Annotated in this window: 23 protein-coding genes and 1 riboswitch; of the genes, 12 read left to right on the top strand and 11 right to left on the bottom strand. The window is 68.0% G+C overall.

The features are described 5' to 3' along the window. Position 1: 1 nt before the first annotated feature. Together NN4_RS39415 and pta are read right to left on the bottom strand one after the other, a co-directional pair. Entirely contained in the window at positions 2-1,210 is a 1,209-nt protein-coding gene (locus tag NN4_RS39415) for an acetate kinase (RefSeq protein WP_147142035.1), read from the bottom strand. 142 nt (positions 1,211-1,352) lie between these two features. After that, positions 1,353-3,425: a phosphate acetyltransferase gene (gene pta / locus NN4_RS39410; RefSeq protein ID WP_147142033.1), complete on the bottom strand. Its 2,073-nt coding sequence runs from the start codon at positions 3,423-3,425 to the stop codon at positions 1,353-1,355. Between the two features lie 184 nt (positions 3,426-3,609). Between pta and NN4_RS39405 the strand changes: the two genes are divergently transcribed. Then, positions 3,610-4,116, top strand: coding sequence for a nitroreductase family deazaflavin-dependent oxidoreductase (locus NN4_RS39405; protein WP_147142030.1), 507 nt, complete (start codon positions 3,610-3,612; stop codon positions 4,114-4,116). A 6-nt stretch (positions 4,117-4,122) separates the two neighbouring features. Here NN4_RS39405 and NN4_RS47070 read toward each other — a convergent pair whose 3' ends face one another. Beyond that, positions 4,123-4,242 carry a DUF3761 domain-containing protein gene (locus tag NN4_RS47070; RefSeq protein ID WP_344318828.1) on the bottom strand — a complete coding sequence of 40 codons (120 nt, stop codon included), beginning with the start codon at positions 4,240-4,242 and terminating at the stop codon, positions 4,123-4,125. On the opposite strand from NN4_RS47070, the gene NN4_RS47065 reads away from it, so the two are divergent. After that, a complete protein-coding gene (locus NN4_RS47065; protein WP_344318865.1) occupies positions 4,199-4,558 on the top strand; it encodes a hypothetical protein in 360 nt (119 codons plus the stop codon). The genes NN4_RS47070 and NN4_RS47065 overlap by 44 nt on opposite strands. Positions 4,559-4,757: 199 nt before the next feature. Here the strand turns inward: NN4_RS47065 and NN4_RS39395 are convergent, their stop codons facing one another. Then, positions 4,758-5,210 carry an RpiB/LacA/LacB family sugar-phosphate isomerase gene (locus tag NN4_RS39395; protein WP_147142024.1) on the bottom strand — a complete coding sequence of 151 codons (453 nt, stop codon included), beginning with the start codon at positions 5,208-5,210 and terminating at the stop codon, positions 4,758-4,760. Between the two features lie 68 nt (positions 5,211-5,278). Here NN4_RS39395 and NN4_RS39390 point away from each other — a divergent pair, with 68 nt between their 5' ends. Together NN4_RS39390 and NN4_RS39385 are read left to right on the top strand one after the other, a co-directional pair. Then, a complete protein-coding gene (locus tag NN4_RS39390) occupies positions 5,279-5,920 on the top strand; it encodes a type 1 glutamine amidotransferase family protein (protein WP_147142021.1) in 642 nt (213 codons plus the stop codon). Between the two features lie 55 nt (positions 5,921-5,975). Continuing rightward, on the top strand, positions 5,976-6,428 hold the full coding sequence (locus NN4_RS39385; RefSeq protein WP_147142018.1) for a MarR family winged helix-turn-helix transcriptional regulator: 453 nt from the start codon (positions 5,976-5,978) through the stop codon (positions 6,426-6,428). Positions 6,429-6,478: 50 nt separating this feature from the next. Here the strand turns inward: NN4_RS39385 and NN4_RS39380 are convergent, their stop codons facing one another. Continuing rightward, positions 6,479-7,237, bottom strand: coding sequence for an HAD-IIA family hydrolase (locus NN4_RS39380; RefSeq protein ID WP_107661029.1), 759 nt, complete (start codon positions 7,235-7,237; stop codon positions 6,479-6,481). Between the two features lie 298 nt (positions 7,238-7,535). Between NN4_RS39380 and fgd the strand changes: the two genes are divergently transcribed. Further along, a complete protein-coding gene (fgd, locus tag NN4_RS39375) occupies positions 7,536-8,546 on the top strand; it encodes a glucose-6-phosphate dehydrogenase (coenzyme-F420) (RefSeq protein ID WP_147142016.1) in 1,011 nt (336 codons plus the stop codon). 57 nt (positions 8,547-8,603) lie between these two features. On the opposite strand, the gene NN4_RS39370 is transcribed toward fgd, so the two are convergent. From NN4_RS39370 to NN4_RS39360, 3 genes are all read right to left on the bottom strand, one after another. Continuing rightward, entirely contained in the window at positions 8,604-9,818 is a 1,215-nt protein-coding gene (locus NN4_RS39370) for an O-succinylhomoserine sulfhydrylase (RefSeq protein ID WP_147142013.1), read from the bottom strand. 55 nt (positions 9,819-9,873) lie between these two features. Continuing rightward, complete coding sequence (locus NN4_RS39365) at positions 9,874-10,290, bottom strand: rhodanese-like domain-containing protein (protein ID WP_147142011.1); 417 nt, start codon at positions 10,288-10,290, stop codon at positions 9,874-9,876. A 14-nt stretch (positions 10,291-10,304) separates the two neighbouring features. Beyond that, positions 10,305-10,421, bottom strand: a riboswitch (SAM riboswitch). 63 nt (positions 10,422-10,484) lie between these two features. After that, positions 10,485-10,931, bottom strand: a complete 447-nt coding sequence (locus NN4_RS39360; protein ID WP_107659765.1) for an Rv0361 family membrane protein — start codon at positions 10,929-10,931, stop codon at positions 10,485-10,487. 348 nt (positions 10,932-11,279) lie between these two features. Here NN4_RS39360 and NN4_RS39355 point away from each other — a divergent pair, with 348 nt between their 5' ends. After that, a complete protein-coding gene (locus tag NN4_RS39355) occupies positions 11,280-12,746 on the top strand; it encodes an FAD-dependent oxidoreductase (RefSeq protein ID WP_246181332.1) in 1,467 nt (488 codons plus the stop codon). A 60-nt stretch (positions 12,747-12,806) separates the two neighbouring features. Next, entirely contained in the window at positions 12,807-13,679 is an 873-nt protein-coding gene (locus NN4_RS39350) for an amidohydrolase family protein (RefSeq protein WP_147142008.1), read from the top strand. Positions 13,680-13,726: 47 nt separating this feature from the next. Here the strand turns inward: NN4_RS39350 and NN4_RS39345 are convergent, their stop codons facing one another. Then, entirely contained in the window at positions 13,727-14,209 is a 483-nt protein-coding gene (locus tag NN4_RS39345; protein WP_147142005.1) for a DUF456 domain-containing protein, read from the bottom strand. A 301-nt stretch (positions 14,210-14,510) separates the two neighbouring features. On the opposite strand from NN4_RS39345, the gene NN4_RS39340 reads away from it, so the two are divergent. Continuing rightward, complete coding sequence (locus NN4_RS39340) at positions 14,511-15,608, top strand: CaiB/BaiF CoA transferase family protein (RefSeq protein ID WP_147142002.1); 1,098 nt, start codon at positions 14,511-14,513, stop codon at positions 15,606-15,608. Positions 15,609-15,662: 54 nt separating this feature from the next. Here NN4_RS39340 and NN4_RS39335 read toward each other — a convergent pair whose 3' ends face one another. Then, positions 15,663-16,490 carry an SDR family NAD(P)-dependent oxidoreductase gene (locus NN4_RS39335; protein ID WP_147142000.1) on the bottom strand — a complete coding sequence of 276 codons (828 nt, stop codon included), beginning with the start codon at positions 16,488-16,490 and terminating at the stop codon, positions 15,663-15,665. A 132-nt stretch (positions 16,491-16,622) separates the two neighbouring features. Between NN4_RS39335 and NN4_RS39330 the strand changes: the two genes are divergently transcribed. Beyond that, the gene (locus tag NN4_RS39330; RefSeq protein ID WP_147141996.1) at positions 16,623-17,213 is read left to right on the top strand and encodes a TetR/AcrR family transcriptional regulator; all 591 of its coding nucleotides are present in this window, start codon (positions 16,623-16,625) and stop codon (positions 17,211-17,213) included. 188 nt (positions 17,214-17,401) lie between these two features. Here NN4_RS39330 and yczR read toward each other — a convergent pair whose 3' ends face one another. After that, positions 17,402-18,907 carry a MocR-like transcription factor YczR gene (gene yczR / locus NN4_RS39325; RefSeq protein ID WP_135233832.1) on the bottom strand — a complete coding sequence of 502 codons (1,506 nt, stop codon included), beginning with the start codon at positions 18,905-18,907 and terminating at the stop codon, positions 17,402-17,404. A gap of 61 nt (positions 18,908-18,968) precedes the next feature. Between yczR and NN4_RS39320 the strand changes: the two genes are divergently transcribed. The 3 genes from NN4_RS39320 (at position 18,969) to NN4_RS39310 (ending at position 21,130) form a co-directional block, all read left to right on the top strand. Beyond that, complete coding sequence (locus NN4_RS39320) at positions 18,969-19,421, top strand: hypothetical protein (RefSeq protein ID WP_147141993.1); 453 nt, start codon at positions 18,969-18,971, stop codon at positions 19,419-19,421. A 55-nt stretch (positions 19,422-19,476) separates the two neighbouring features. Then, the gene (locus NN4_RS39315; RefSeq protein WP_147141989.1) at positions 19,477-20,046 is read left to right on the top strand and encodes a methylated-DNA--[protein]-cysteine S-methyltransferase; all 570 of its coding nucleotides are present in this window, start codon (positions 19,477-19,479) and stop codon (positions 20,044-20,046) included. Between the two features lie 250 nt (positions 20,047-20,296). Beyond that, positions 20,297-21,130: an alpha/beta fold hydrolase gene (locus tag NN4_RS39310; RefSeq protein WP_147141985.1), complete on the top strand. Its 834-nt coding sequence runs from the start codon at positions 20,297-20,299 to the stop codon at positions 21,128-21,130. The last annotated feature ends 272 nt before the right edge of the window (positions 21,131-21,402 follow it).

Here is a 21,402-nt window from a genome sequence, read left to right as displayed (position 1 = left end):
GTCAGGCGCTTTCGGCGACCTGGTGGGCGGCGCGGGCGATGGCCAGTTCTTCGTTCGTGGGTACGACCAGCACGGTGACCTCCGCGTCCGGCGGTGAAATGCGCCGGGCGGTACGGTCTTTCGCGGTGTTCGCCGTGGGGTCGATCTCGATGCCGAAGCGGGACAGACCGGCCAGCGCGTCGGCGCGGACCTGTGGGCTGTTCTCGCCGACACCCGCGGTGAAGGTGATCGCGTCGACGCCGCCCAGGTCGATCAGGTAGGCGCCGAGGTAGCGGCGCAGGCGGTGGATGTAGACGTCGTAGGCGAGTCTCGCCGCGGTGTCACCGTTGTCGATGAGGCGCTGCAGTTCGCGGAAGTCGTTGACGCCGGACAGGCCCTTGATGCCGGAATCCCGGTTCAACAGCTTGTCGACCTGGTCGATGTCGAAGTGGGCCGAGCGGACCAGGTGCGCGATGATGCCCGGGTCGAGGTCACCGGACCTGGTGCCCATCACCAAGCCCTCGAGCGGGGTCAGGCCCATGGTGGTGTCGGTCGGGTGCCCGCCACGGATCGCCGAGGCGGAAGCACCGTTGCCCAGGTGGAAAACGATCTGGTTCAGCTGCGCCGGGTCGCGGCCGAGCAGCTCGGCGACCTGCCCGGACACGTACTCGTGCGAGGTGCCGTGGAAGCCGTACTTCCGGATACCGTGCGCGGCAGCAACTTTGGCGTCGATGGCGTAGGTCTTCGCGGCGTCGGGCAGGCCGTGGAAGAACGCGGTGTCGAACACGGCCACCTGCGGCACGTCGGGCAGCAGTTCCCTGGCGCTCTCGATGCCCGCGACATTCGCCGGATTGTGCAGCGGGGCAAGGGAAGACAGGTCGGAGATCGCCGCGACCACGTCGTCATCGATCAGCGTCGGCCGGTAGAACACCTCGCCGCCGTGCACCACCCGGTGCCCTACCGCGCGGATCCCGGAGCGGGTCAGGTCGTGTCCGGTCGCGGCGAACGTGTCGAAGATCAACCGCAACCCGGCTGTGTGATCGGCGACAGCGCTGCGCCGCTCGGTGGTTTCGCCGTCGGCGTGATGCTCGATCCCGGCGTTGTCCTCGCCGATTCGGTCGACCATGCCGGAGGCCGTCACCGCGCCCGATTCCGGATCCAGGAGTTGGTACTTGATGGACGACGAGCCGGAATTGATCACCAGCACCAGGTCGTCGGTACTTTCGCTCATCACGCCTCCTGTGTTCGGCGGGGCACCGAGGTCCGGCGCGCTACTCATCACGCCTGCTGGATTGGTGGTCCCACATTCCCCAGCAACCACCTTCGCGGGCCGCCTGTTCCGTATCGCGAACCACCTGTGGCCCGAAAGACACTCAGTCCCCCTGGGCTTGGATCGCGGTGATCGCCACGGTATTGACAATGTCGGCGACCAGCGCACCACGGGACAGGTCGTTGACCGGCTTGCGCAGGCCCTGCAGCACTGGCCCGATGGCGATCGCCCCGGCGCTGCGCTGCACCGCCTTGTAGGTGTTGTTGCCGGTATTGAGATCGGGAAACACGAACACCGTCGCCCGGCCCGCCACCTCGGAGTCGGGCAGCTTGGTGGTGGCCACGGTCGGCTCGATCGCCGCGTCGTACTGGATCGGGCCCTCCACCGGCAGCTCGGGCGTCCGGTCGCGGACCAGCTTGGTGGCCACCCGCACCTTGTCCACGTCCGCGCCGCTGCCGGATTCGCCGGTCGAGTAGGACAGCATGGCGATGCGCGGTTCGATACCGAACCGGGCCGCCGTGCCCGCCGAGGAGATCGCGATGTCGGCCAGTTGCTCCGAGGTCGGGTCCGGTACCACCGCGCAGTCGCCGTAGGCGAGCACCCGGTCGGCGAGACACATGAGGAACACGCTGGACACGGTGGACACCCCCGGCACCGTCTTGATGATCTCGAACGACGGCCGGATGGTGTGCGCCGTGGTGTGCGCGGCGCCGGAGACCATGCCGTCGGCGATGCCCTTGTAGACCATCATGGTGCCGAAATACGAGATGTCGGCCATGGTTTCGCGGGCGCGCTCGACGGTCATGCCTTTGTGCTTGCGCAGCTCGGTGTATTCCTTCGCGAAATCGTCGAGGTAGCCGGAGGTTCGGGGATCGAGCACCTCCGCGGCGGAGATGTCGACGCCGAGTTCGGCGGCACGTGCCCGGACCAGCTGCTCGTCGCCGAGGATCACCAGATCGGCGATCTTGCGCTGCAGCACCCGACCGGCCGCGCGCAGGATGCGGTCGTCGTCGCCCTCCGGCAGCACGATCCGTTTACGGTCGGCCCTGGCGCGTTCGATGAGCTGGTACTCGAACATCTGCGGCGTCACGACGCTGGTGCGCGGAACTTCGATGCGCCGCAACAACTCCACGGCGTCGACGTGTTCCTCCATCAGCGCCAGCGCGGTGTCGACCTTGCGCGGGCTGCCCGCCGACATGCGGCCGCGGGTGCGGTACGCGGCGCTCGCGGTGTCGTAGGTGCCGAGCTCGGTGGTGAGGATCGGCAGCTTGGGTTTCAGGCCGGTCATCAGCCGCGCCACCGCGGGATGGGGCAGCATGCCGCCGTTCATGATGATGCCCGACAGCGACGGAAAGCCTTCTGCCTCATGCGCGTTCACCACACTGAGCAGCACGTCGGACCGGTCGCCTGGCGCGATCACCACGACGCCGTCCACCAGTCGCTCCAGAATGTGCTCGGCGGTCATGCCGCCGACCATGATCTTCAGCGCCTCGCGCTGCAGCAATTCCTGGTCACCGCTGTACATTTCGCCGTCGATGGCGCTGCACAGTTCGGCCATGGTCGGCGAGATGAGCAGCGGCACTTCGGGCAGCGTCCAAGTCGGCACGGCGGAGGTACGCAAGGCGGCGGCGACATCATCGATCTGAGCGGGGTCGCAGCGGTTGGCGATGATGGCGACCAACTGCGCGTGTTCCAGGGCCAGCTCGCTCTGGCACAGCTCGGCCAGCTGCTTCACCTCGACGGGCGTGCGATCGGCGCCGCGCACCACCAGCAGCACCGCAGCACCGAGATTCACGGCGATCCTGGCGTTGAAGCGCAGCTCGCTGGGGCTGGCGACATCGGTGTAATCGCTGCCGACCACCACCACCGCGTCGCACACCTTCGCGACCTCGTGGAACCGCATCACGATCTCGCTGATCGCGGCGTCCGGGTCGGCGTGCACCTGCTCGTAGGTGACGCCGGTGGCCTGCGCGTAGTCGATATCGGCGGTGCTGTGCTCGAGCAGCAGCTCGAGGATGTAGTCCGGCTCGGTGGTCGACCGGGTGATCGGCCGGAAGACGCCGACCCGCGCGGTGGTCGCGCACAACATCTGGAGCACGCCGAGCGCCACCGTCGACTTCCCGGTGTCCCCCTCGGGCGAGGCGATATACACGGTGGAAGGAGCATGATCGGCCATGCCCGAAAGCTTAGTGAACCAACCGCTAATCAGGCTCGCCTGCGAGACAGTCGTCACGAGGCGTTCGGAATCGAGCGCGGCGGGGATGCCACCTGCGCGGCTCTACCGGCTGCGGGCGGTCCGCGGCCTGCTGACGGCGCTCGCTCGGGTCCCGGACACCCGGATCGGCCGATATAGTCCGCGCATGGCTGAACAATTTCCGGACCGGCAGTGGGGTTCGCGCACCAACGTACTGTCCCGGCTAGCAAACAAGTTCGCCGCGACCAAGCCCGGTTCCTGGTTCGTCCGCAAGATCACCCCGCTGGACCGTGCCCTGCTCGAGCGCACCGACGCCAAGTACACCGTGCTCGGCCCGATCGGCGCCCCGGTGATCCTGCTGACCACCATCGGCCGCAAGTCCGGCCGGCCGCGCACCCAGCCACTGCTCTACGTGCACGACGGCGACGTGCTGTACGTGATCGGCAGCAACTTCGGCCAGGAACGCCACCCCGCCTGGACCGCCAACCTGCTGGCCACCCCCACCGCCACCGTAGCCATCGCCGGCCAGCGCATCCCCGTCGAAGCCACCCTCGTCGAACCCGAAGCCAAGGACGCGATCTTCGCCCGCTTCGTCGAGATCACCGGCGCCTACGCCGCCTACCGCAACCGCACCACCCGCGACCTCCGCATCTTCGCCCTCCGCCGCGCGTAACCCCGCTCATAACCAAGTCGCGACGCCGCCGTGGCCCGAGCAGGTGCCGCGACGAGTCTGGCTGAACGAGTAGGTGCCGTCCTTGCACTTCGCGGTGGCACCGGCCGGCGCGGACGGGGCCTGCACCGGGTTGTGGACACAGTTGCCGCTGGAGTTGATGTACGAATCGGGGCCGCAGGCCGAACCGGGATCGCTCGCCGGCGGTGCGGGAGCAGGCGGTGCCGGGGCGGGCGGCGGCGGGCGCAATGCCACCGTCGTACGCGGCACCGCTACGGCCGGCGGGGCGGGCGCGACAGTGGTGACCGGTGGACTGGTCGTGGTCGAGATCGGCGCACTGGTCGTGGTCGGCACGCTGGTCGTGCTGGACGGGACAAGACTCGTCGAACTGATTGTTGTTGTGGCAGGCAAGGTTGCGGATGTTCGGGATGGCGACGCCGGCTGAGCCGAGCAGCCACTGACGAGCACGACGAACGCGCCCACACCGACAAGAAAACCGAGACCGCTGAAGCGGTAATGCACGGATACTCCATTGATTGATAGCAAGTCATCTATTGGGTGACTCACCTAACTTCATCGAAGGCGCGCTACCACCCATTACCAAACAACCGCAGGTCAGATTGGTTCTGGAGCGCGGAATCAGCTCAGTGCCGGTTGCTCTGTTCGATCGCGGACAGGTGGGTGATGTTGGCCTGATCGTCGGATTCGGCGCTGGGCTCGCCGGTGAACCAGGCGTCGAGGATTTCCTGGAGTTCCGCGGTGGACGTCGAACGCAGGCTCAGGGCAAGGACGTTCGCGTCGTTCCATTGGCGGGCACCTTTTGCCGTCTCAGCGTCGGCGCAGAGGGCGGCGCGGACGCCGGTGACCTTGTTGGCGGCGATCGAGGCGCCGGTGCCGGTCCAGCAGCAGACGATCGCCTGGTCGGCGCGGCCCTGGGCGACGTCGCGGGCCGCGGCCTCGCTGGCCCAGGCCCAGTCGTCCCGTTCGGTCTCCGCGAGCGCGCCGTGCGGCAGCGTTTCGTGGCCGCGCCGGATGAGCTCTTCGACCAGTTCCCGCGCCACTCCGACGCGTTCGTCCGCAGCAACCGAGATCCGCATGCTTCCAGCTTAATGTCGGGCCGCTCGACCTATTGACAGCATGCTGTCAAATATGACAGGATACTGTCATGACCACGAAGACAGTTCACGTAGCCGTTTACAACACCTTCTCCGACTGGGAGATCGGCGCGACCACGGCGCACATCAACCGGACCACCTGGCAGCGGGAGCCGGGCACCTGGCAGACCAAAACGGTTGGGCTGACCACTGATCCGATCACCACGCTCGGCGGGATGCGCATCGTGCCGGACATGGCACTGGCCGATCTCACGCCCGCCGCGAGCTCGATGCTGATCCTGGCGGGCGCCGACACGTGGGACGGCGAGGAACTCATGCCGTTCGCGCGCAAGGCCCGCGAGTTCCTCGAGGCGGGAGTTCCGGTCGCGGCGATCTGCGGTGCGACGCTCGGGCTGGCCAGGGAAGGTCTGCTCGATACGCGCAAGCACACGAGCAATGTCCGGGAATTCCTGCTCTACAGCGGATACGCGGGGGCCGACAATTACTCGGACGAGGCCGCGGTGACCGATGGTGATCTGATCACTGCGGGTGGCACCGCACCGTTCGAGTTCGCACAGGCGGCGCTCGGCAAACTCGGCGTGTACGAGCCGCACGTGCTCGACGGGTGGTACCGCTTGTACGGGCACTCCGATCCGGCGGGCTGGGCGGTGCTCGCCGAGTACGAGGAGCAGCGGTCGGGCGCGCACGTCTGATGCGGAAGAATCACGCGGCGATCCGGCCGGACGGCCGGATCGCCAGGAGGTGGAAGTGACCAGGAATGAACAGGAACTGTTCGCCACGGCCGCCATCACGTCATTTCGGCTGAACGGTCAGTTCCTCGCGATCGCCGAGGAACTGGCGCGCCCGGCGGGGCTCACCGCGGCCTGGTGGCAGGTGCTCGGGGCGGTGCTGGCCGAACCACTGCCGGTGGCGGGCATCGCCCGGGAGATGGGCATCACCCGGCAGAGCGTGCAGCGCATCGCGGACCTGTTGGTGGACAAGGGCCTTGCCGAATACCGGCCGAACCCGGCGCACCGCCGCGCGAAGTTGGTCGCGGTCACCGACGCGGGCCTGGCGGCGGTGCGCCGGATCAATCCGCAGCATGCGGTGGTGGCCAAGCGGCTGGTGGACGAGCTCGGCCTCGAACAGCTCGTGGCGACCGTGGAGATGCTCACCATGCTGTCCACCGCTTTGGACGCGATCGCCGAAGAACAGGGTTGACATGCCCTGCCGCATGACCGAGCACAGCCCGCTCCCGTCGGCGCCCGCGATCAGTCCGCGAACGGCTCCTTCGTCCGCCCGACCAGATCGGCCACGGAGTCGAGCACCATGGTCGGCCGATACGGATACGCCTCGACCGAGGCGCGCGTGGAGATACCGGTGGTGACCAGGATGGTGCGCATACCCGCCTCCAGCCCGGAGATGACGTCGGTGTCCATCCGGTCGCCGATCATCACCGTGGACTGCGAGTGCGCACCGATCCGGCGCAGCGCCGAACGCATCATCAGCGGGTTGGGCTTGCCGATGTAGTACGGGTCGCGACCGGTGGCGCGCGTGATCAGCGCGGCCACCGAACCGGTCGCGGGCAGCGAGCCGTCGCGCGACGGGCCGGTCGGGTCGGGGTTGGTGGCGATGAAACTGGCGCCGCGCTCGATCAGCCGGATCGCGGTGGTGATCGCCTCGAACGAGTAGTTGCGGGTCTCGCCGAGCACCACGTAGTCGGGGTTGCTGTCGGTGAGCACGTAGCCGATTTCGTGCAACGCGGTGGTGAGACCGGATTCGCCGACCACGTACGCGGTGCCGTTGGGTCGCTGCTCGTCCAGGAAGGTGGCGGTGGCCAGCGCGGAGGTCCAGATCGCCGTCTCGGGGATGTCGAGGCCGGTGTGGCGCAACCTGGCCTGCAGGTCGCGCGGGGTGCGGATCGAGTTGTTGGTCAGCACCAGGAACGGGGTCTCGTTGGCGCGCAGCTCGGCGAGGAACTCGTCGGCGCCGGGCACCAGTTGGTCCTCGTGCACCAGCACACCGTCCATGTCGGTCAGATAGGACAGGATCGGTTCGTCAGTCACCAGACAATTGTCCGCTATCGAAGAGGTTCAAGGGGGAGGTCCGCGTCGATGCGACCCTTCGCACACTAGCGGGCGCCACCGACCACGGGTCGGAAACGGCTATGTGCGCGCGTCGGACCGGGCGCATACGATCGCCGAGGGCGGGAAGGTCCGTAACCTCGTTGCGGTTGCAGCGAGACATGACCGCAGCGTGTCGGCGGTCGACAAGGGTGCGGGAATGCCCGCACCGCAGGTGTGCAGCGAAGCGACAGGAGTGGCGCACATGGGTGAGCTCAAGCTCGGATACAAGGCGTCGGCCGAACAGTTCGGGCCGCGGGAACTGGTGGAGATCGCGGTGCTGGCCGAGGAACACGGCCTCGACAGTGCCACGGTGAGCGACCATTTCCAGCCGTGGCGGCACAAGGGCGGGCACGCGCCGTTCTCGCTGGCCTGGATGGCCGCGGTCGGCGAGCGCACCGAGCGGATCCAGCTCGGCACCTCGGTGCTCACCCCCACCTTCCGGTACAACCCGGCCGTGATCGCGCAGGCCTTCGCCACCATGGGGTGTCTGTACCCCGACCGGATCATGCTCGGCGTCGGCACCGGCGAGGCGCTCAACGAGATCGCCACCGGGTACAAGGGCGAATGGCCGGAGTTCAAGGAGCGTTTCGCCCGGCTGCGCGAGGCGGTCGAGCTCATGCGCGCGCTGTGGACCGGCGACCGCGTGGACTTCGCAGGCGAGTACTACAACACCGTCGGCGCGTCGATCTACGACGTGCCCAAGGGCGGCATCCCGGTCTACGTGGCGGCAGGCGGACCGCTGGTCGCGCGCTACGCGGGCCGCGCGGGTGACGGTTTCATCTGCACCTCCGGCAAGGGCATGGAGCTCTACACGGAGAAGCTGATGCCCGCGGTCGCCGAGGGCGCCGCAAAGGCGGGCCGCACCGTCGAGGACATCGACCGGATGATCGAGATCAAGATCTCCTACGACACCGATCCCGAACTGGCGCTGGAGAACACCCGCTTCTGGGCCCCGCTGAGCCTGACGCCGGAGCAGAAGCACAGCATCACCGACCCGATCGAGATGGAGGCCGCCGCCGACGCCCTGCCGATCGAGCAGATCGCCAAGCGCTGGATCGTCGCCAGCGACCCCGACCAGGCCGTCGACCTCATCAAGCCCTACCTCGACGCCGGCCTGAACCACCTGGTCTTCCACGCCCCCGGCCACGACCAGCGCCGCTTCCTCGACCTCTTCCAGCGCGACCTGGCCCCTCGCCTGCGCGCCCTGGCCTGATCGACGACAAAGGCTCCACCCGTCGCAAGTGGCGGGTGGAGCCTTTGTCGTTCGTTGCTAGCCGAGGGCGTGGTCGAGGTCGGCGAGGAGGTCTTCGACGTCCTCCAGGCCGACGGAGATGCGGACCACGCCGTCGGAGAGGCCGATGGTGGCCCGGCCTTCGGGGCCCATGGCGCGGTGGGTTGTGGTGGCGGGGTGGGTGATCAGGGATTTGGCATCGCCGAGGTTGTTGGAGATGTCGACGATGCGCAGGCGGTTGAGCACCTCGAAGGCGCGCTTCTTGGCCTCGTGGGCGGGCGCGTTCAGTTCGAAGGTGACCACGGTGCCGCCCGCACTCATCTGACCGGTGGCCAGGTCGTGCTGCGGATGTGACTCCAGGAAGGGGTATTTCACCCAACTGACGGCCTTGTTGGTCTCCAGGAAACGGGCGATGCGCAGCGCCGACTCGGTGGAGTGGCGCACGCGCAGCGGCATCGTCTCCAAACCCTTGAGCAGCGTCCACGCGTTGAACGGGCTCAGTGCCGGACCGGTATGGCGCATCAGGGTTTTCACCGGACCCTCGATGTAGTCCTTGGCACCGAGGATGGCGCCGCCGAGCACCCGGCCCTGGCCGTCGATGTGCTTGGTGCCCGAGTAGACGACGACATCGGCACCCAGTTCGAAACCGCGCTGCAGCAGCGGGGTGGCGAAGACGTTGTCCAGCACCACCTTCGCGCCCGCGGCGTGCGCGAGCTCGGTGACCCGGCGCACGTCGACCAGAGTCTGCATCGGGTTGGCCGGTGTCTCGAAGAACACCGCCTGGGTGGGCACCGACAGCGCCTGCTCCCACTGGTCCAGATCCTCGCCGTCGACGAAGACGGTCTCCACGCCCCAGCGCGGCAGGATCTCGTTGCACACCACGAAGCAGGACCCGAACAGGCTGCGCGCGGCCACCAGTCGATCACCGGCGCCGAGCAGCGCGCCCAAAGCGGTGAATACCGCCGACATTCCGCTCGCGGTGGCGAAACACGCTTCGGCGCCGTCGAGCAGCCGCATCCGCTCCTCGAACATGGCGACCGTCGGATTGCCGTAGCGGGAGTAGACGAAATGCTCGACGTCACCGGTGAACGCGGCCTCGGCGGCCTCCGCGCTCTCGTAGACGAAACCGGAGGTCAGGTACAGCGCCTCCGAGGTTTCCTCGAAACCGGAGCGCCGCAAGCCCCCTCGCACACCGAGCGTCGCGGGACCGACTCCTTCGGGCAGCGGCTTGTCGAAAGCACCACCTGTGATCACGACTGCCTCCCTACGACAGAGCTCCGCGACAACGCGTCGAGCGAACAGCAGCTGCTCATGACTGCCGCCACGGCAAGCCGAGGGCGCGCCAGCCGCTGCCGCCCCGATGTCCGTTCGCGTCGACCGGGCCTTCGAAGCCCTCGAGCACGTTGTAGGAGGTGCCGAAACCGGCCTGCGTCGCGGCGATGGCCGCGCCGATAGAGCGCTGACCGGAGCGACAGAGGAAGATCACCGGCGCCTCCCGGTTGTGCCCGTCCAGCGCCTCGACCAGCTGCTCGGTGAACTCACCGTTGCGCGTGCCGGTCGAGTCGACCCACTCGATCAGTACCGTCGGGCGCTCGATCGAACTGGTGTCGGGCACGCCGACGAACTTCCATTCGGCCTCGGTGCGCACGTCGACCAGGACGGCTTCGGGGTTGTCTCGCAACAGTTCCCAGGCCTGCTGGGGAGTGATGTCACCGGCATAACTCATCTGGACCCTCCTAGAATCCGCACTTGCCGCGCTCGGGTTTGACGCGCGGCCAGGTCGTCACCCGGAGCACCCCACCGCGGAGGAGGGTTGCCGACCAGTATTGCCGGGGCTTGACACTGGTTCTCATGACCTTCTGCTGAGATTGCCTCGACAGGGGTCACCCTGTCAAACGGCTGCTCACGGTATGAGAATGCTCAATTACAGACCAGCCATTTGTCGCCGGATCGGGTCAGATTCCAGGTCGAGGTCGCCTCGTCGCCGTCGACCTTGGTGGTGACCGTCGCCATCGCGCGATCGCCGTCCACCTTCGGATCGACGAGTTTCGTGATTTCCACGGTCTTTCCGCCGCCGGAGCGCCCGGCCAGCGGGGAGCGTTTCGGGTCGAAGCCCGGGCAGCCCGTGCCTGGTGGGGGCACCAGATCGGTGCTGTTGGAGCCCTCGACGAAGCCGCGCACCGCGGCCGCGATCCGGTCGGATTCTGTGACATTTTTCTCAGCGGGCGACAGCACCCCGCCGATCACGATCCCGGCGAGCACGAGCACCGCGATGACGGCGGCCGCGATGATCGGTGCGGCGGAACGCTTGTCGGTCTGATCGACCTTGATGACTTCGTCCTCCGCAGGCTGCTGCTCTTTGCTCATACGAGCATGATCCCTGGTCGGCGGGCTTATCCGGTGCTCACCCCCACCGCACGCATCCAGACCTTACGAAGTCCGCCGCACCGCAGGGGAATCAGCGCCGCGAGATCGGGTAAGCCGGACAGAACGGATCGCGCGGCATCCGTTCAGTTCACGCACCGGCGGCGGCCCCGTTCACCGCCACCGATAGAATCGCGAGACTGCGGCCTGCTGTCATAGCCGCGACCGGAATGGCCACGAGCCGACAACTCCGGTGTCCGCATCGTCAGGTGCAACCAGCCAGCGCGTAACTTAGCCTAGGCTAAGGAAGACGCCGTATTTGTTTCTCAACCAAAAGGGTGCGCGTAAAAGATGACCGAACAGAGTGCAGAGTCGATCAGCGGCGTTCGCGGGCCCTCCGTGGTTACGCAAGCTGCCGCCTCCGGGCCTGAGGCTCACGCCGCCGGGACTCGCCCGCTCCGCATCGCCATCGTTGGCGCCGGACCCGCGGGGATCTACGCCGCCGACGCCCTGATGAAGTCCGATGCCGAGGTCAGCATCGACCTGTTCGAGCGTATGCCCGCGCCGTTCGGGCTCATCCGCTACGGCGTCGCGCCGGACCACCCGCGCATCAAGGGCATCATCACCGCCCTGCACAAGGTCCTCGACAAGCCGCAGGTGCGCCTGCTCGGCAACATCGACTACGGCACCGACATCACCCTCGACGACCTGCGCACGTTCTACGACGCGGTCATCTTCTCCACCGGCGCCAACGCCGACCGCGCGCTGGGCATCCCCGGCATCGGGCTGGACGGCTCCTACGGCGCGGCCGACTTCGTGTCCTGGTACGACGGCCACCCGGACGTGCCGCGCACCTGGCCGCTGGACGCGGAGAAGGTCGCCGTGCTCGGCGTCGGCAATGTCGCGCTCGACGTGGCTCGGGTGCTGGCCAAGACCGGCGACGAGCTGCTGCCGACCGAGATCCCGCCGAACGTCTACGCGGGCCTCAAGGCCAACAAGGCGCTCGAGGTGCACGTGTTCGGCCGCCGCGGCCCGGCGCAGGCCAAGTTCACCCCGCTGGAGCTGCGCGAACTGGATCATTCGCCGACCATCGAGGTCATCGTCGATCCCGAGGACATCGAGTACGACGAGGGCTCCGAGGCCGCGCGCCGCCACTCCAAGCAGGTCGACATGATCGCGAACACGCTGGAGCAGTGGGCCATTCGCGACGTCGGCAACCGGCCGCACAAGCTGTTCCTGCACTTCTTCGAGTCGCCGGCCGAGATCCTCGGCGACGAGGCGGGCAAGGTCGTCGGCCTGCGCACCGAGCGCACCCAGCTCGACGGCACCGGCAACGTCAAGGGCACCGGCGTGTTCAAGGAATGGGACGTGCAGGCGGTCTACCGGGCCGTCGGCTACCTGTCGCAGAACCTGACCAACCTGCCGTTCGACGACCAGGCGGGCACCGTGCCCAACGAGGCGGGCCGGGTCATCGCCGACGAGAACGCCGACGGCGCCGACCGCTACGTCCCGGCCACCTACGTCACCGGCTGGATCAAGCGCGGCCCGGTCGGCCTCATCGGCCACACCAAGGGCGACGCCAACGAGACCGTGGCCTGCCTGCTCGACGACAGCGCGAACTTCACCCCGGCCGAGCGGCCGGAGCTGGACGCGGTCACCGAGTTCCTGGAGGGCAAGGGCATTCCGTTCACCACCTGGCAGGGCTGGTACCGCCTGGACGCGCACGAGCGCTCGCTCGGCGAGCCCGAGGGCCGCGAGCGCGTCAAGGTGGTCGAGCGGGAAGACATGCTGCGCGCCAGCGAGCCGCACAAGGTCTGACCCGACGCGCTTGTTGGGTCCGTAACAGCGGAACGACGCGTACTGAGGCATTCTGTACAGGTGTTCGATGCCCATTTCCACATCTTCGATCCGCGGTTCCCGCGGTTCGAGAACGAGGGCTACCTGCCCGGCCACTTCACCATCGCCGACTATCGAAAGCGCATGTCGCGCTTCGACGTCGGCGGCGGCGCCGTGGTCAGCGGATCGTTCCAGGGCACCGATCAGACGTATCTGAAGGCGGCCCTCGCCGAGCTGGGCGAGGGCTGGGTCGGCGTCACCCGCCTGGATCTGGACGCCACCGACGACGAGATCCTCGAGCTGGACCGCATCGGCGTGCGCGGGCTGCGGTTCAATCTCAAGCGCGCCGCCGCCGACATCACCGGCATGACCCTGCAGGCGTTGCGCGCGTACGAGCTGGTCGGCTGGCACGTCGAGGTCTATATCGACGGTCAGATGCTCGCCTCGTTGCAGCCGGTCATCTCCAAGCTGCCGGTGTTCGCCATCGACCATCTCGGCATGTCCGAGGAGGGTCTGCCGTTCCTGCTCGATCTGGTCGATCGCGGCGCCAAGGTCAAGGCGACCGGTTTCGGCCGCGTCTCGCTGAACGTCGCCGACACGCTGCGCCGTATCCACGCGGTCAATCCCGAGGCGCTGATGTTCGGCACCGACCTGCCCGGTACCCGGGCGGGCCGCCCCTTCCGCGACTCCGACGTCGACCTCATCTGCGATGTGGTCGGCACCGACATGTTCGCCGTCCTGGAGGACAACGCCCGCGCTTTCTACCGGTTGCCCGCCCGGGTTCGCGCGCTGCCCACCGACCCGGCGCCCACGCTGCCGCTGTACACCGCGGAACAACCCACGTTGCCTATCCGCCGCGACAGTCTCCCCAAACCCGAAGCGGTGGACACCATTCCGTTGCCGATCATCGAGTAGCGCTGGTAGACAACACGACTCGATGCAGGGACCCTGCCCAGAGTGAGCTAGGTGGCGATCGCGCCGACCACCCAGATGCCGGTGGCGAGCAGGGCGCCCAGGAGTTCGATGAGCATGGACAGGCCGACGCCCTTGAGCGCGTGCACCGTTGCCTGCCAGGCTTGCTGACCGACGCGCAACCGGTGCAGTTCGGAGAGGTAGACGCCGAGCACGAAGCCGACGAACAGGCCGACTACCGGGATCACGAAGAAGCCGATGATGCCGAGGACCGCGCCGAGCACCAGCGAGCGGTTGGCCACGCCCGCGTCCTTCATCTTCCGGCCGGGCCAGGTGTACTTGATGACGCCGGACAGGACGAGCAGGGCCGTGCTGACGGCGAAGACGGTCCAGGCCGTCGCACCGCCGGTCATGAAGGCCCACACCGCGATAGCGCCGAAGATCAGGATGACGCCGGGCAGGATCGGGATGATGATGCCCAATAGACCGACGAGAATGACCAGGCCGACGATGACCTCACCCGCAGCACTCATGATCGTGCCTCGCTGGGCTCCCGCATGACTCCACCTCACCGCGCAGGCTCGCCGGACGCTCCCGCGAATAGTGCGCTGCTGGGATTGTGTCGTACCGGGTGAGCCGGTGCACGGCGGACGCCGCGTGGACAGCGTAAGTGGACCGGCATTCACGGACCGCGCCTCGACCGCGCCGTCCGGACGGGAGGGCGTCGGGTGCGAGGCACGGCGTTATTGTCATACTGTCAATACACCCTCCGGGCCCCTTCCGGAGGAGCGCCGGGACGCCGTGCGCTGGATCAACGACGAACCGAGGTAGGGCGTGAGCACTCCATCCACCGCCGTCAAGGGCCCGCTCGCGGGCATCAGGGTCATCGAGCTGGCCGGGATCGGGCCGGGGCCGCATGCCGCGTTGCTGCTGGCCGATCTGGGCGCCGACGTGGTGCGGATCCAGCGGGCAGGCCAGATACCGGGCGGATTCGACCGGCCGCAGCAGCGCGGGCGCACCATCGTCGAGGCCAACCTGAAGGATCCGGCCGACATCGCGAAGGTGCTCGGGCTGATCGAGAAGGCGGACGTGCTCATCGAGGGCTTCCGGCCCGGGGTGACCGAGCGGATGGGGCTCGGCCCGGACGAGGCGCTCGCGCGCAACCCGCGGCTGATCTACGGGCGGATGACCGGCTGGGGCCAAGAAGGCCCGCTGGCCGATCGCGCCGGGCACGACATCAACTACATCTCCATCACCGGTGTGCTGCATGCCATCGGCCGCAAGGGTGAGCGCCCGGTGCCGCCGCTGAACATGGTCGGCGACTTCGGCGGCGGCTCGATGTTCCTGGTGTTCGGCCTGCTCGCCGCGCTCGTCGAGCGGCAGAGCTCCGGCAAGGGGCAGGTAGTCGACGCCGCGATGGTCGATGGCGCGCTGGCTCTTTCGCACATGATCTGGGGTATGCGCGGGTACGGCGCGTGGTCCGACGAGCGCGGGGTGAACCTGCTCGATACCGGAATGTCGTTCTACGACACCTATGAAACCGCCGACGGCAAGTACATGGCGGTCGGCTCGATCGAGCCACAGTTCTACGCCCAGCTGCTGGCCGGCCTCGACATCAACCCCGAGGGCCTGCCGTACCAGCTCGATCCGGCGGGTCAGGAAACGCTGAAAAAGCTGTTCACGGAACGCTTCCTGACCAAGACCCGCGACGAGTGGGCGGAGATCTTCGTCGGCACCGACGCCTGCGTCTCCCCCGTCCTCACCTTCGAGGAGGCCACCCGCAACGAGCACATCGCGGCCAGGGGTTCGCTGATCGAGGTCGACAACATCACCCAGCACGCCCCCGCGCCGCGGTTCTCCCGCACCCCCAACGGCATTCCCACCCCGCCGCCGAGCGAGGCGACGCCGATCGAATCCGTTTGGGCGAACTGACTTCTCGCTTCGATCGAGGCCCCGGGGCGTGCCCCCGGGGCCTTTTTCGTGCGCTCAGGCGGTGGCCGAAGAAAGCGCGGGGCTGATCGGGCGGCCGCCGTCGGCCAGTCCGCGGGTGACGAACTTGGCGATGCGCGCCACCAGGGTGCGTGGGCGGCGGGGCATCAGGTGTGCGGCGGCGAAGTTCGACGCACCGGGCACGACGTAGCCCTTGTTACGTTCGAGCGCACGCAGCGTGGACTCGACAACCGCTGCGGCGCTACCCATTCGGCCGAGGGCCGCATCGCGGGTACCGACGGTGTCGAAGAACGGCGTCTCCGTCGGGCCGGGGCACACGGCGAGGACCTTGATGCCGCGGCCGCGGTATTCACTCCACAACGACAGGCTGAAGTTCAGCACGAAGGCCTTGCCGGAGGAGTAGGTCGCGAAGTAGGGCGACGGCTGAAAAGCCGCGGTCGAAGCGACATTGACGATTTCACCACTGCCGCGTTCGAGCATGCCGGGGATGAGGCGGCGGGTAAGCCCGGCCAGCGCAACGACATTGACCATCAGCTGGTCGTGCTCGCTGTCGACGCCGAGATCCTCGAAGCGGCCCGCGCTGCCGTAGCCCGCGTTGTTGATCAAGAGGTCGATCGAGAGTCCCCGCGCGGCAAGCTCATCCGCTACCCGCGCGGCGGCGTCGGGCTCGGCGAGGTCCTGGGCGATGACCTCGACTCGGCCGCCGTGGCGCTGACGTAGTTGTGCGGCAAGGGCTTCCAGGCGCGGCAGCGTGCGGGCGACCAGGACGAGGTCGTCGCCGCGCGCGGCCAAGGTGGCGGCGAACTCGGCGCCGATGCCGGACGAGGCGCCGGTGATGAGGGCGGTTTTTCCAGTGCTGGTCATTTCGAGCTCCTTCGATGTGATGCAACACCAGAGTAGCCTTATTTCCATTAAGTGCAACATGAGAGTTGCAACTTATAGGCAAGACGCAGCTCAAGTGTAGTATCTCGGGAGATCTCAGCGAACGGAGCACCCATGACGCCCACTTCCGCGCGCCCGCTGCGCGCCGATGCCGAGCGCACCGTCCGCGCCATCCTGGACGCCGCGGAGCGCGTGCTGAGCGAGCACCCCAACGCGACGCTCGAGCAGATCGCGGAGGCCGCCGGCGTCGCCCGCACCACCGTGCACCGGCGCTTCGCCAATCGTGAGGACCTGGTGCGCAGCATGGCGGTGGCCGCATGGCGGCGCATCGCGGCCGCGGTCGACGCCGCACGGCCGCTGACCGCGCCGCCACTGGTCGCGCTGCATCAGGCCACCGCCAATGTCATCGAGATCAAGTACGGCGCGTCCTACGCACTCGATCGGGTGGACAGCACCGACCCCGAGGTCGCCGAACTCCAGGCCGATGTCTTCGCCAAATGCGATGCGGTGCTTGCCCGAGCCCGCGCGGACGGCTTCATCGCTGCCGACGCCGACCCGACCTGGGTGCGGCGGGTCTACCTCACACTGATCAACGAGACCGTGCACGGCAACGCCGAACTGGACGGCAACGCCGACCCGGATGCCCTCGCGGGTCGTGTCCTCGACACGCTGCTCAGCGGCGTGGGTACCGGGCGACGCCAGTAGGCCTCGGGGATAAACAGTCTCGGCCCGCACGCGCCGACAATCAGGCGGCAACAACCGGTCAACTGTTGCGACGCAACGACATCAGTAGCCGACGAGGAGCGCGACAGAATGGCGTACGGAGTCAGCGCCTCGTCACCAGTCGCCGTCACGGATCGCAACAGGGCAGCGTACGGAGTCAGCGCCGCACATCAGTAGCAAGTCAACGGCTGGAGCGGATCGGCGGCGCGCGGCGTCAGCGCGTCGTAGGCGGCGGCAATCGCCTTGACCCCCAAGCGAAGTTCGGGCTCCTGATGGGTGAAGGGCAGGCGGATGAAGCGCTCGAACGCGCCTTGCACACCGAATCGCGGTCCGGCGGCGAGCAATACGCCGTGGTTGGGCGCGGTGGCGGCCAGTGCGGTGGACACCGGCGCCGGCAGCTGCGCCCACACCGACATGCCACCCGCGCCGTGCAGGAGGCGCCAGTCCGGCAGTTCTTCGGCCACCGCGTCCAGCAGTGCCGCACGTTGCGCACGCAACTGGTCGCGGCGCCGGTCCAGGATGGTGTCCGCGTTGGCCAGCAGATGGACGGTGGCCAGCTGGTCCATCACCGGGGTGCCGAGGTCGACGGTGGAGCGGATGCCGAGCAGCTTGGTGATCAGCGGCTGGTTCGTGCGGATCCAGCCGACCCGCAGCCCACCCCAGAACGACTTGGACGCCGAGCCGATGGTGACGATCTCGTTGCCCTTGGCGAAGGCGGCGACCGGCGGCTGCTGCACCCCGTCGGCCAGGTGCAGATCGCCCATCGACTCGTCGATCACCACGGTCATCCGGGTTTCCCTAGCGATGGCGGCCAGTTCGGCGCGGCCCTCCGCGTCGAGCAGCAGGCCGGTCGGGTTGTTGAAGTCGGGCACCAGGTAGGCCAGGGTGGCGGCGGTTTGCCTTGCGGCACTGCGGATTCCGTCGAGGTCCCAGCCCTTGTCCGGATGCTCCGGGCGCAGTGGCACCGGCACCGGCCGCGCGCCGACGTCACGGATCGCCTCGATCGCGTTCGGGTAGGTGGGGTGGTCGATGAGCACCCGGGCCGCGGGCGCGGTGAGCACATTCAGCAGCAGCCGCAATCCGTGCTGGGCGCCGAGGGTGACCAGGATCTGGTCCGGCTCGGTGGGCAGGCCACGCTGCGTGAAGCGGCGGGCGATCGCCTCGCGCAGCGCGAGCACGCCGACCGGATCCATGCCGTGCGTACCGAGATAAGCCGGAAGACCCTCCAGCGCAACCGAATACGCCTCCTGCATCTCCAGCGGCGCGGCCATGGCGGCGTAGGTCATGTCGATGGTCGGCAGCTCGGAGGCCGCCATCATCGCCAGGATGCTGCGCGCGGGCTTGCTGCCGTCGTGCTGCACGTCCCGCGGCAGGGCGACGGTGCTGCGCGAACCCTGGCGGCTGATCAGGTAGCCGTTCTCGCGCAGCAGCGAGTAGGTGGAGGTGATCGTGGTACGGCTGACCCCGAGGGTGGCCGCGAGATCGCGTTCGCTCGGCAGCGCGACGCCGAGCGGGGCGCGCCCGTCGTGGATCAGCAGCCGAATGCCCTCGGCGAGTGCGAGATACGCCGGACGCGCGGACCGGCGGGACGACTCGGTCTCGCCGTCCTCGTCCACATTCCGCCACCGGCCAAGGTCGCGAGCCAGGGTGCCCGCTCCGATCACTCTCGTCGCCATAAGGTCCAGTATCGAGGGAGTGGATATTTAAAGCAAGGCCAGTCGGGCGCAGGCTGGCATCATGACCACATTCGCCGCCTTCCTCGTCGTCGCCGCCTTCGGCTACGCGGTCTATCGCTATTTACCGAAGGGCGCCGAGCGCGCGTTCCGGCTGGAACGGTTCCACCCGGGCACCCCGATGTCCGACTGGACCCCTTCGTATTACGACGCGCACCGGCGCTATGCGGATCTGGCCGCCATCTACGGGCGCAGTGACATGCCGGACGAGGTGCCGTCGGCCGTCCGGGAAACCGCTGTTACCACGGTGAAAGCCGTTCCGGCGCAACGTTCGGAGTCGTCGACGCCGGTTGTCCGCGAGCCTGCGGCCGGGCCGTCGAAGCAAACCCCTGTCGACCAGTACGCCTGGCGGTCCAGGCGGACCGTCGCGCACAGTTCCGGCGGGACACGGAAACCAGAGCGCGGCGTGCGCAGGCTCGTATCCGAACAGGACACCCTCGACAGCAAGGCCAGTTGAGCAGAACTGGACTGATATCTCGAACTGTGTCGGCCCCACCGTGCACACTGACAGCATGACCGACCCCCGTTGCCTGTCCGCCGAGGCAACACTCTTCGACACCGCGATCGGCATCTGCGCGATCGCGTGGAGCGCCACGACCGTGATCCGGTTCCAGCTCCCCGAGGCCAGCCCCGCCGCCACCCGTGCGCGCATCACGCGCCGCCGCGCAGGCCTGTCGGACAACGAGGTCCGCGAAGAGACTCCCACCGGTGTGATCGCCGAAGCCATCGCAGGCATCCGCGCCCACCTGGCCGGCGAACTCGACGATCTGCGCTGGATCCCCTTGGACACCAGCGGAATTCCGGAATTCCACCGCGCGGTGTACGAGGTGACCCGCGCCATCGATCCAGGGCACACCCGCACCTACGGCCAGGTGGCCGATCGCATCGGCGCCCCCGGTGCCGCGCAAGCCGTCGGACAAGCCTTGGGCCGCAATCCGATTCCCCTCATCATCCCGTGCCACCGGGTGCTCGCCGCGGACAACGCGCTCACCGGTTTCTCCGCGCCCGGAGGCGTCACCACCAAGCAGCACCTGCTGGAGATCGAACGCACGCCGGGCTTCGGGGAACCAACCCTGTTCTGAGCGGGTGGTTCTCGTGCGCATCGGTGGCGAGCTCGGCGCCCGATGCCTGGTACCAGCTACTCCGCAGCGCTTTCCGTAAATAACGTTCACGGGCCTGCCAGACGCCTTGACGGCATAGTGAGCAGCATCACAGACTTCGCGGGTTGGGTCGGTCGCCGCTGCCGTCGATGAATCCACACCCTCGGCACCGTCTGAACAGGTACGCCCCCAACGCACCGTTGGCCGACCTCCTCTCGAAAGTGAGACTGTTGTGGAGACCGTGACCTCCGCCGACGGGATCGTGATCGCGTACGACCGCCACGACGGCCATGCCGGAACGGTGATCCTCATCGGCGGGGCCTTCGGTTACCGGAAGTTGCCCACCATGGTCGAGCTGGCAGCGGCACTGAACGAGCAATACGGCCTCACCGTCCTCAATTACGACCGGCGCGGCCGCGGCGACAGCAGTGCCGCGTCCGGCGGCTACGACGTCGAGCGCGAGATCGACGACCTCGCAGCCCTGGTCGAGGTGGCGGGCGGGTCCGCAATGCTGTTCGGCTGGTCCTCCGGCGCCGGGCTCGCGCTGCGGGCCGCCGGTTCCGGGCGCATCCTCGGGATCACCAAGGTGGTCGCCTTCGAGCCACCGTTCATCGTGGACGACACGGGGTTCGTGCCCGCCGCCGACCTGGAGACGACGCTGCATCGGCTGGTCGCCGCCGACCGTCGCGCCGAAACCGTCCGCTTCTATATGACCAAGGCGATGGGCATCCCGCGCACACTCGTCACCGTCCTGCGTTTCGCGCCGTTGTGGAAGCACCTGCTCGCCACCGCGAACTCCACCCCGCACGACTGGGCCGTGATGGGCGAGTTCGTGCGCGGCGAACCACTGCGCGCCGCGGACTGGGCCGCGGTCAAGGCGCAAACCCTGGTGATCGCGGGCGGCAAGAGCGATCTGCTGCTCCGCAAGGCCGCCAGGGCGATCGCCGCCGTCCTTCCCGACGCCGAGTTCCAGGAAGTCGCGAAGCTGCGACACCTCCCGAAAATCAGCCTGCTCGCCCCACCGGCAGGCGAATTCCTCACCGGCGCAGCGGAGAACGCCAACTGACGAGCAGGTAGTCACCCCCGGACACACGATTCCCGGGCGGGCGGGCCGGTCACTTCGGCCGAGGACGCACCAGCCCGCAAATGGCCAGCCCGGGAGCTTCCCGGCACTACTCGTTCGGCGCGACCGTCAGGCGGAAGCGCCGAATCCGGCGCCCGCGCTGCCTCCCAGGATGCCGCCCGCGACACCGCCTGCCACCGCAGCGGGGATGCCGAGCAGAGCGGCGCCCGCAGCAGCGCCGACACCCGCACCGATGGCCGCGCCGGCCCCGGTGG

This window comes from Nocardia ninae NBRC 108245, from assembly GCF_007990755.1.
Taxonomy (GTDB): domain Bacteria; phylum Actinomycetota; class Actinomycetes; order Mycobacteriales; family Mycobacteriaceae; genus Nocardia; species Nocardia ninae.
Note: the sequence above shows the minus strand (reverse complement) of the source record. Positions and strands in the feature narration are given on the sequence as shown.

Bases quoted from the DNA above. Each gene is read 5' to 3' on its own strand.
- NN4_RS39415 (WP_147142035.1), bottom strand. From the start codon at position 1,210: ATGAGCGAAAGTACCGACGACCTGGTGCTGGTGATCAATTCCGGCTCG.
- pta (WP_147142033.1), bottom strand. From the start codon at position 3,425: ATGGCCGATCATGCTCCTTCCACCGTGTATATCGCCTCGCCCGAGGGG.
- NN4_RS39405 (WP_147142030.1), top strand. From the start codon at position 3,610: ATGGCTGAACAATTTCCGGACCGGCAGTGGGGTTCGCGCACCAACGTA.
- NN4_RS39395 (WP_147142024.1), bottom strand. From the start codon at position 5,210: ATGCGGATCTCGGTTGCTGCGGACGAACGCGTCGGAGTGGCGCGGGAA.
- NN4_RS39390 (WP_147142021.1), top strand. From the start codon at position 5,279: ATGACCACGAAGACAGTTCACGTAGCCGTTTACAACACCTTCTCCGAC.
- NN4_RS39380 (WP_107661029.1), bottom strand. From the start codon at position 7,237: ATGGACGGTGTGCTGGTGCACGAGGACCAACTGGTGCCCGGCGCCGAC.
- fgd (WP_147142016.1), top strand. From the start codon at position 7,536: ATGGGTGAGCTCAAGCTCGGATACAAGGCGTCGGCCGAACAGTTCGGG.
- NN4_RS39365 (WP_147142011.1), bottom strand. From the start codon at position 10,290: ATGAGTTATGCCGGTGACATCACTCCCCAGCAGGCCTGGGAACTGTTG.
- NN4_RS39360 (WP_107659765.1), bottom strand. From the start codon at position 10,931: ATGAGCAAAGAGCAGCAGCCTGCGGAGGACGAAGTCATCAAGGTCGAT.
- NN4_RS39355 (WP_246181332.1), top strand. From the start codon at position 11,280: ATGACCGAACAGAGTGCAGAGTCGATCAGCGGCGTTCGCGGGCCCTCC.
- NN4_RS39345 (WP_147142005.1), bottom strand. From the start codon at position 14,209: ATGAGTGCTGCGGGTGAGGTCATCGTCGGCCTGGTCATTCTCGTCGGT.
- NN4_RS39335 (WP_147142000.1), bottom strand. From the start codon at position 16,490: ATGACCAGCACTGGAAAAACCGCCCTCATCACCGGCGCCTCGTCCGGC.
- NN4_RS39330 (WP_147141996.1), top strand. From the start codon at position 16,623: ATGACGCCCACTTCCGCGCGCCCGCTGCGCGCCGATGCCGAGCGCACC.
- yczR (WP_135233832.1), bottom strand. From the start codon at position 18,907: ATGGCGACGAGAGTGATCGGAGCGGGCACCCTGGCTCGCGACCTTGGC.
- NN4_RS39320 (WP_147141993.1), top strand. From the start codon at position 18,969: ATGACCACATTCGCCGCCTTCCTCGTCGTCGCCGCCTTCGGCTACGCG.
- NN4_RS39315 (WP_147141989.1), top strand. From the start codon at position 19,477: ATGACCGACCCCCGTTGCCTGTCCGCCGAGGCAACACTCTTCGACACC.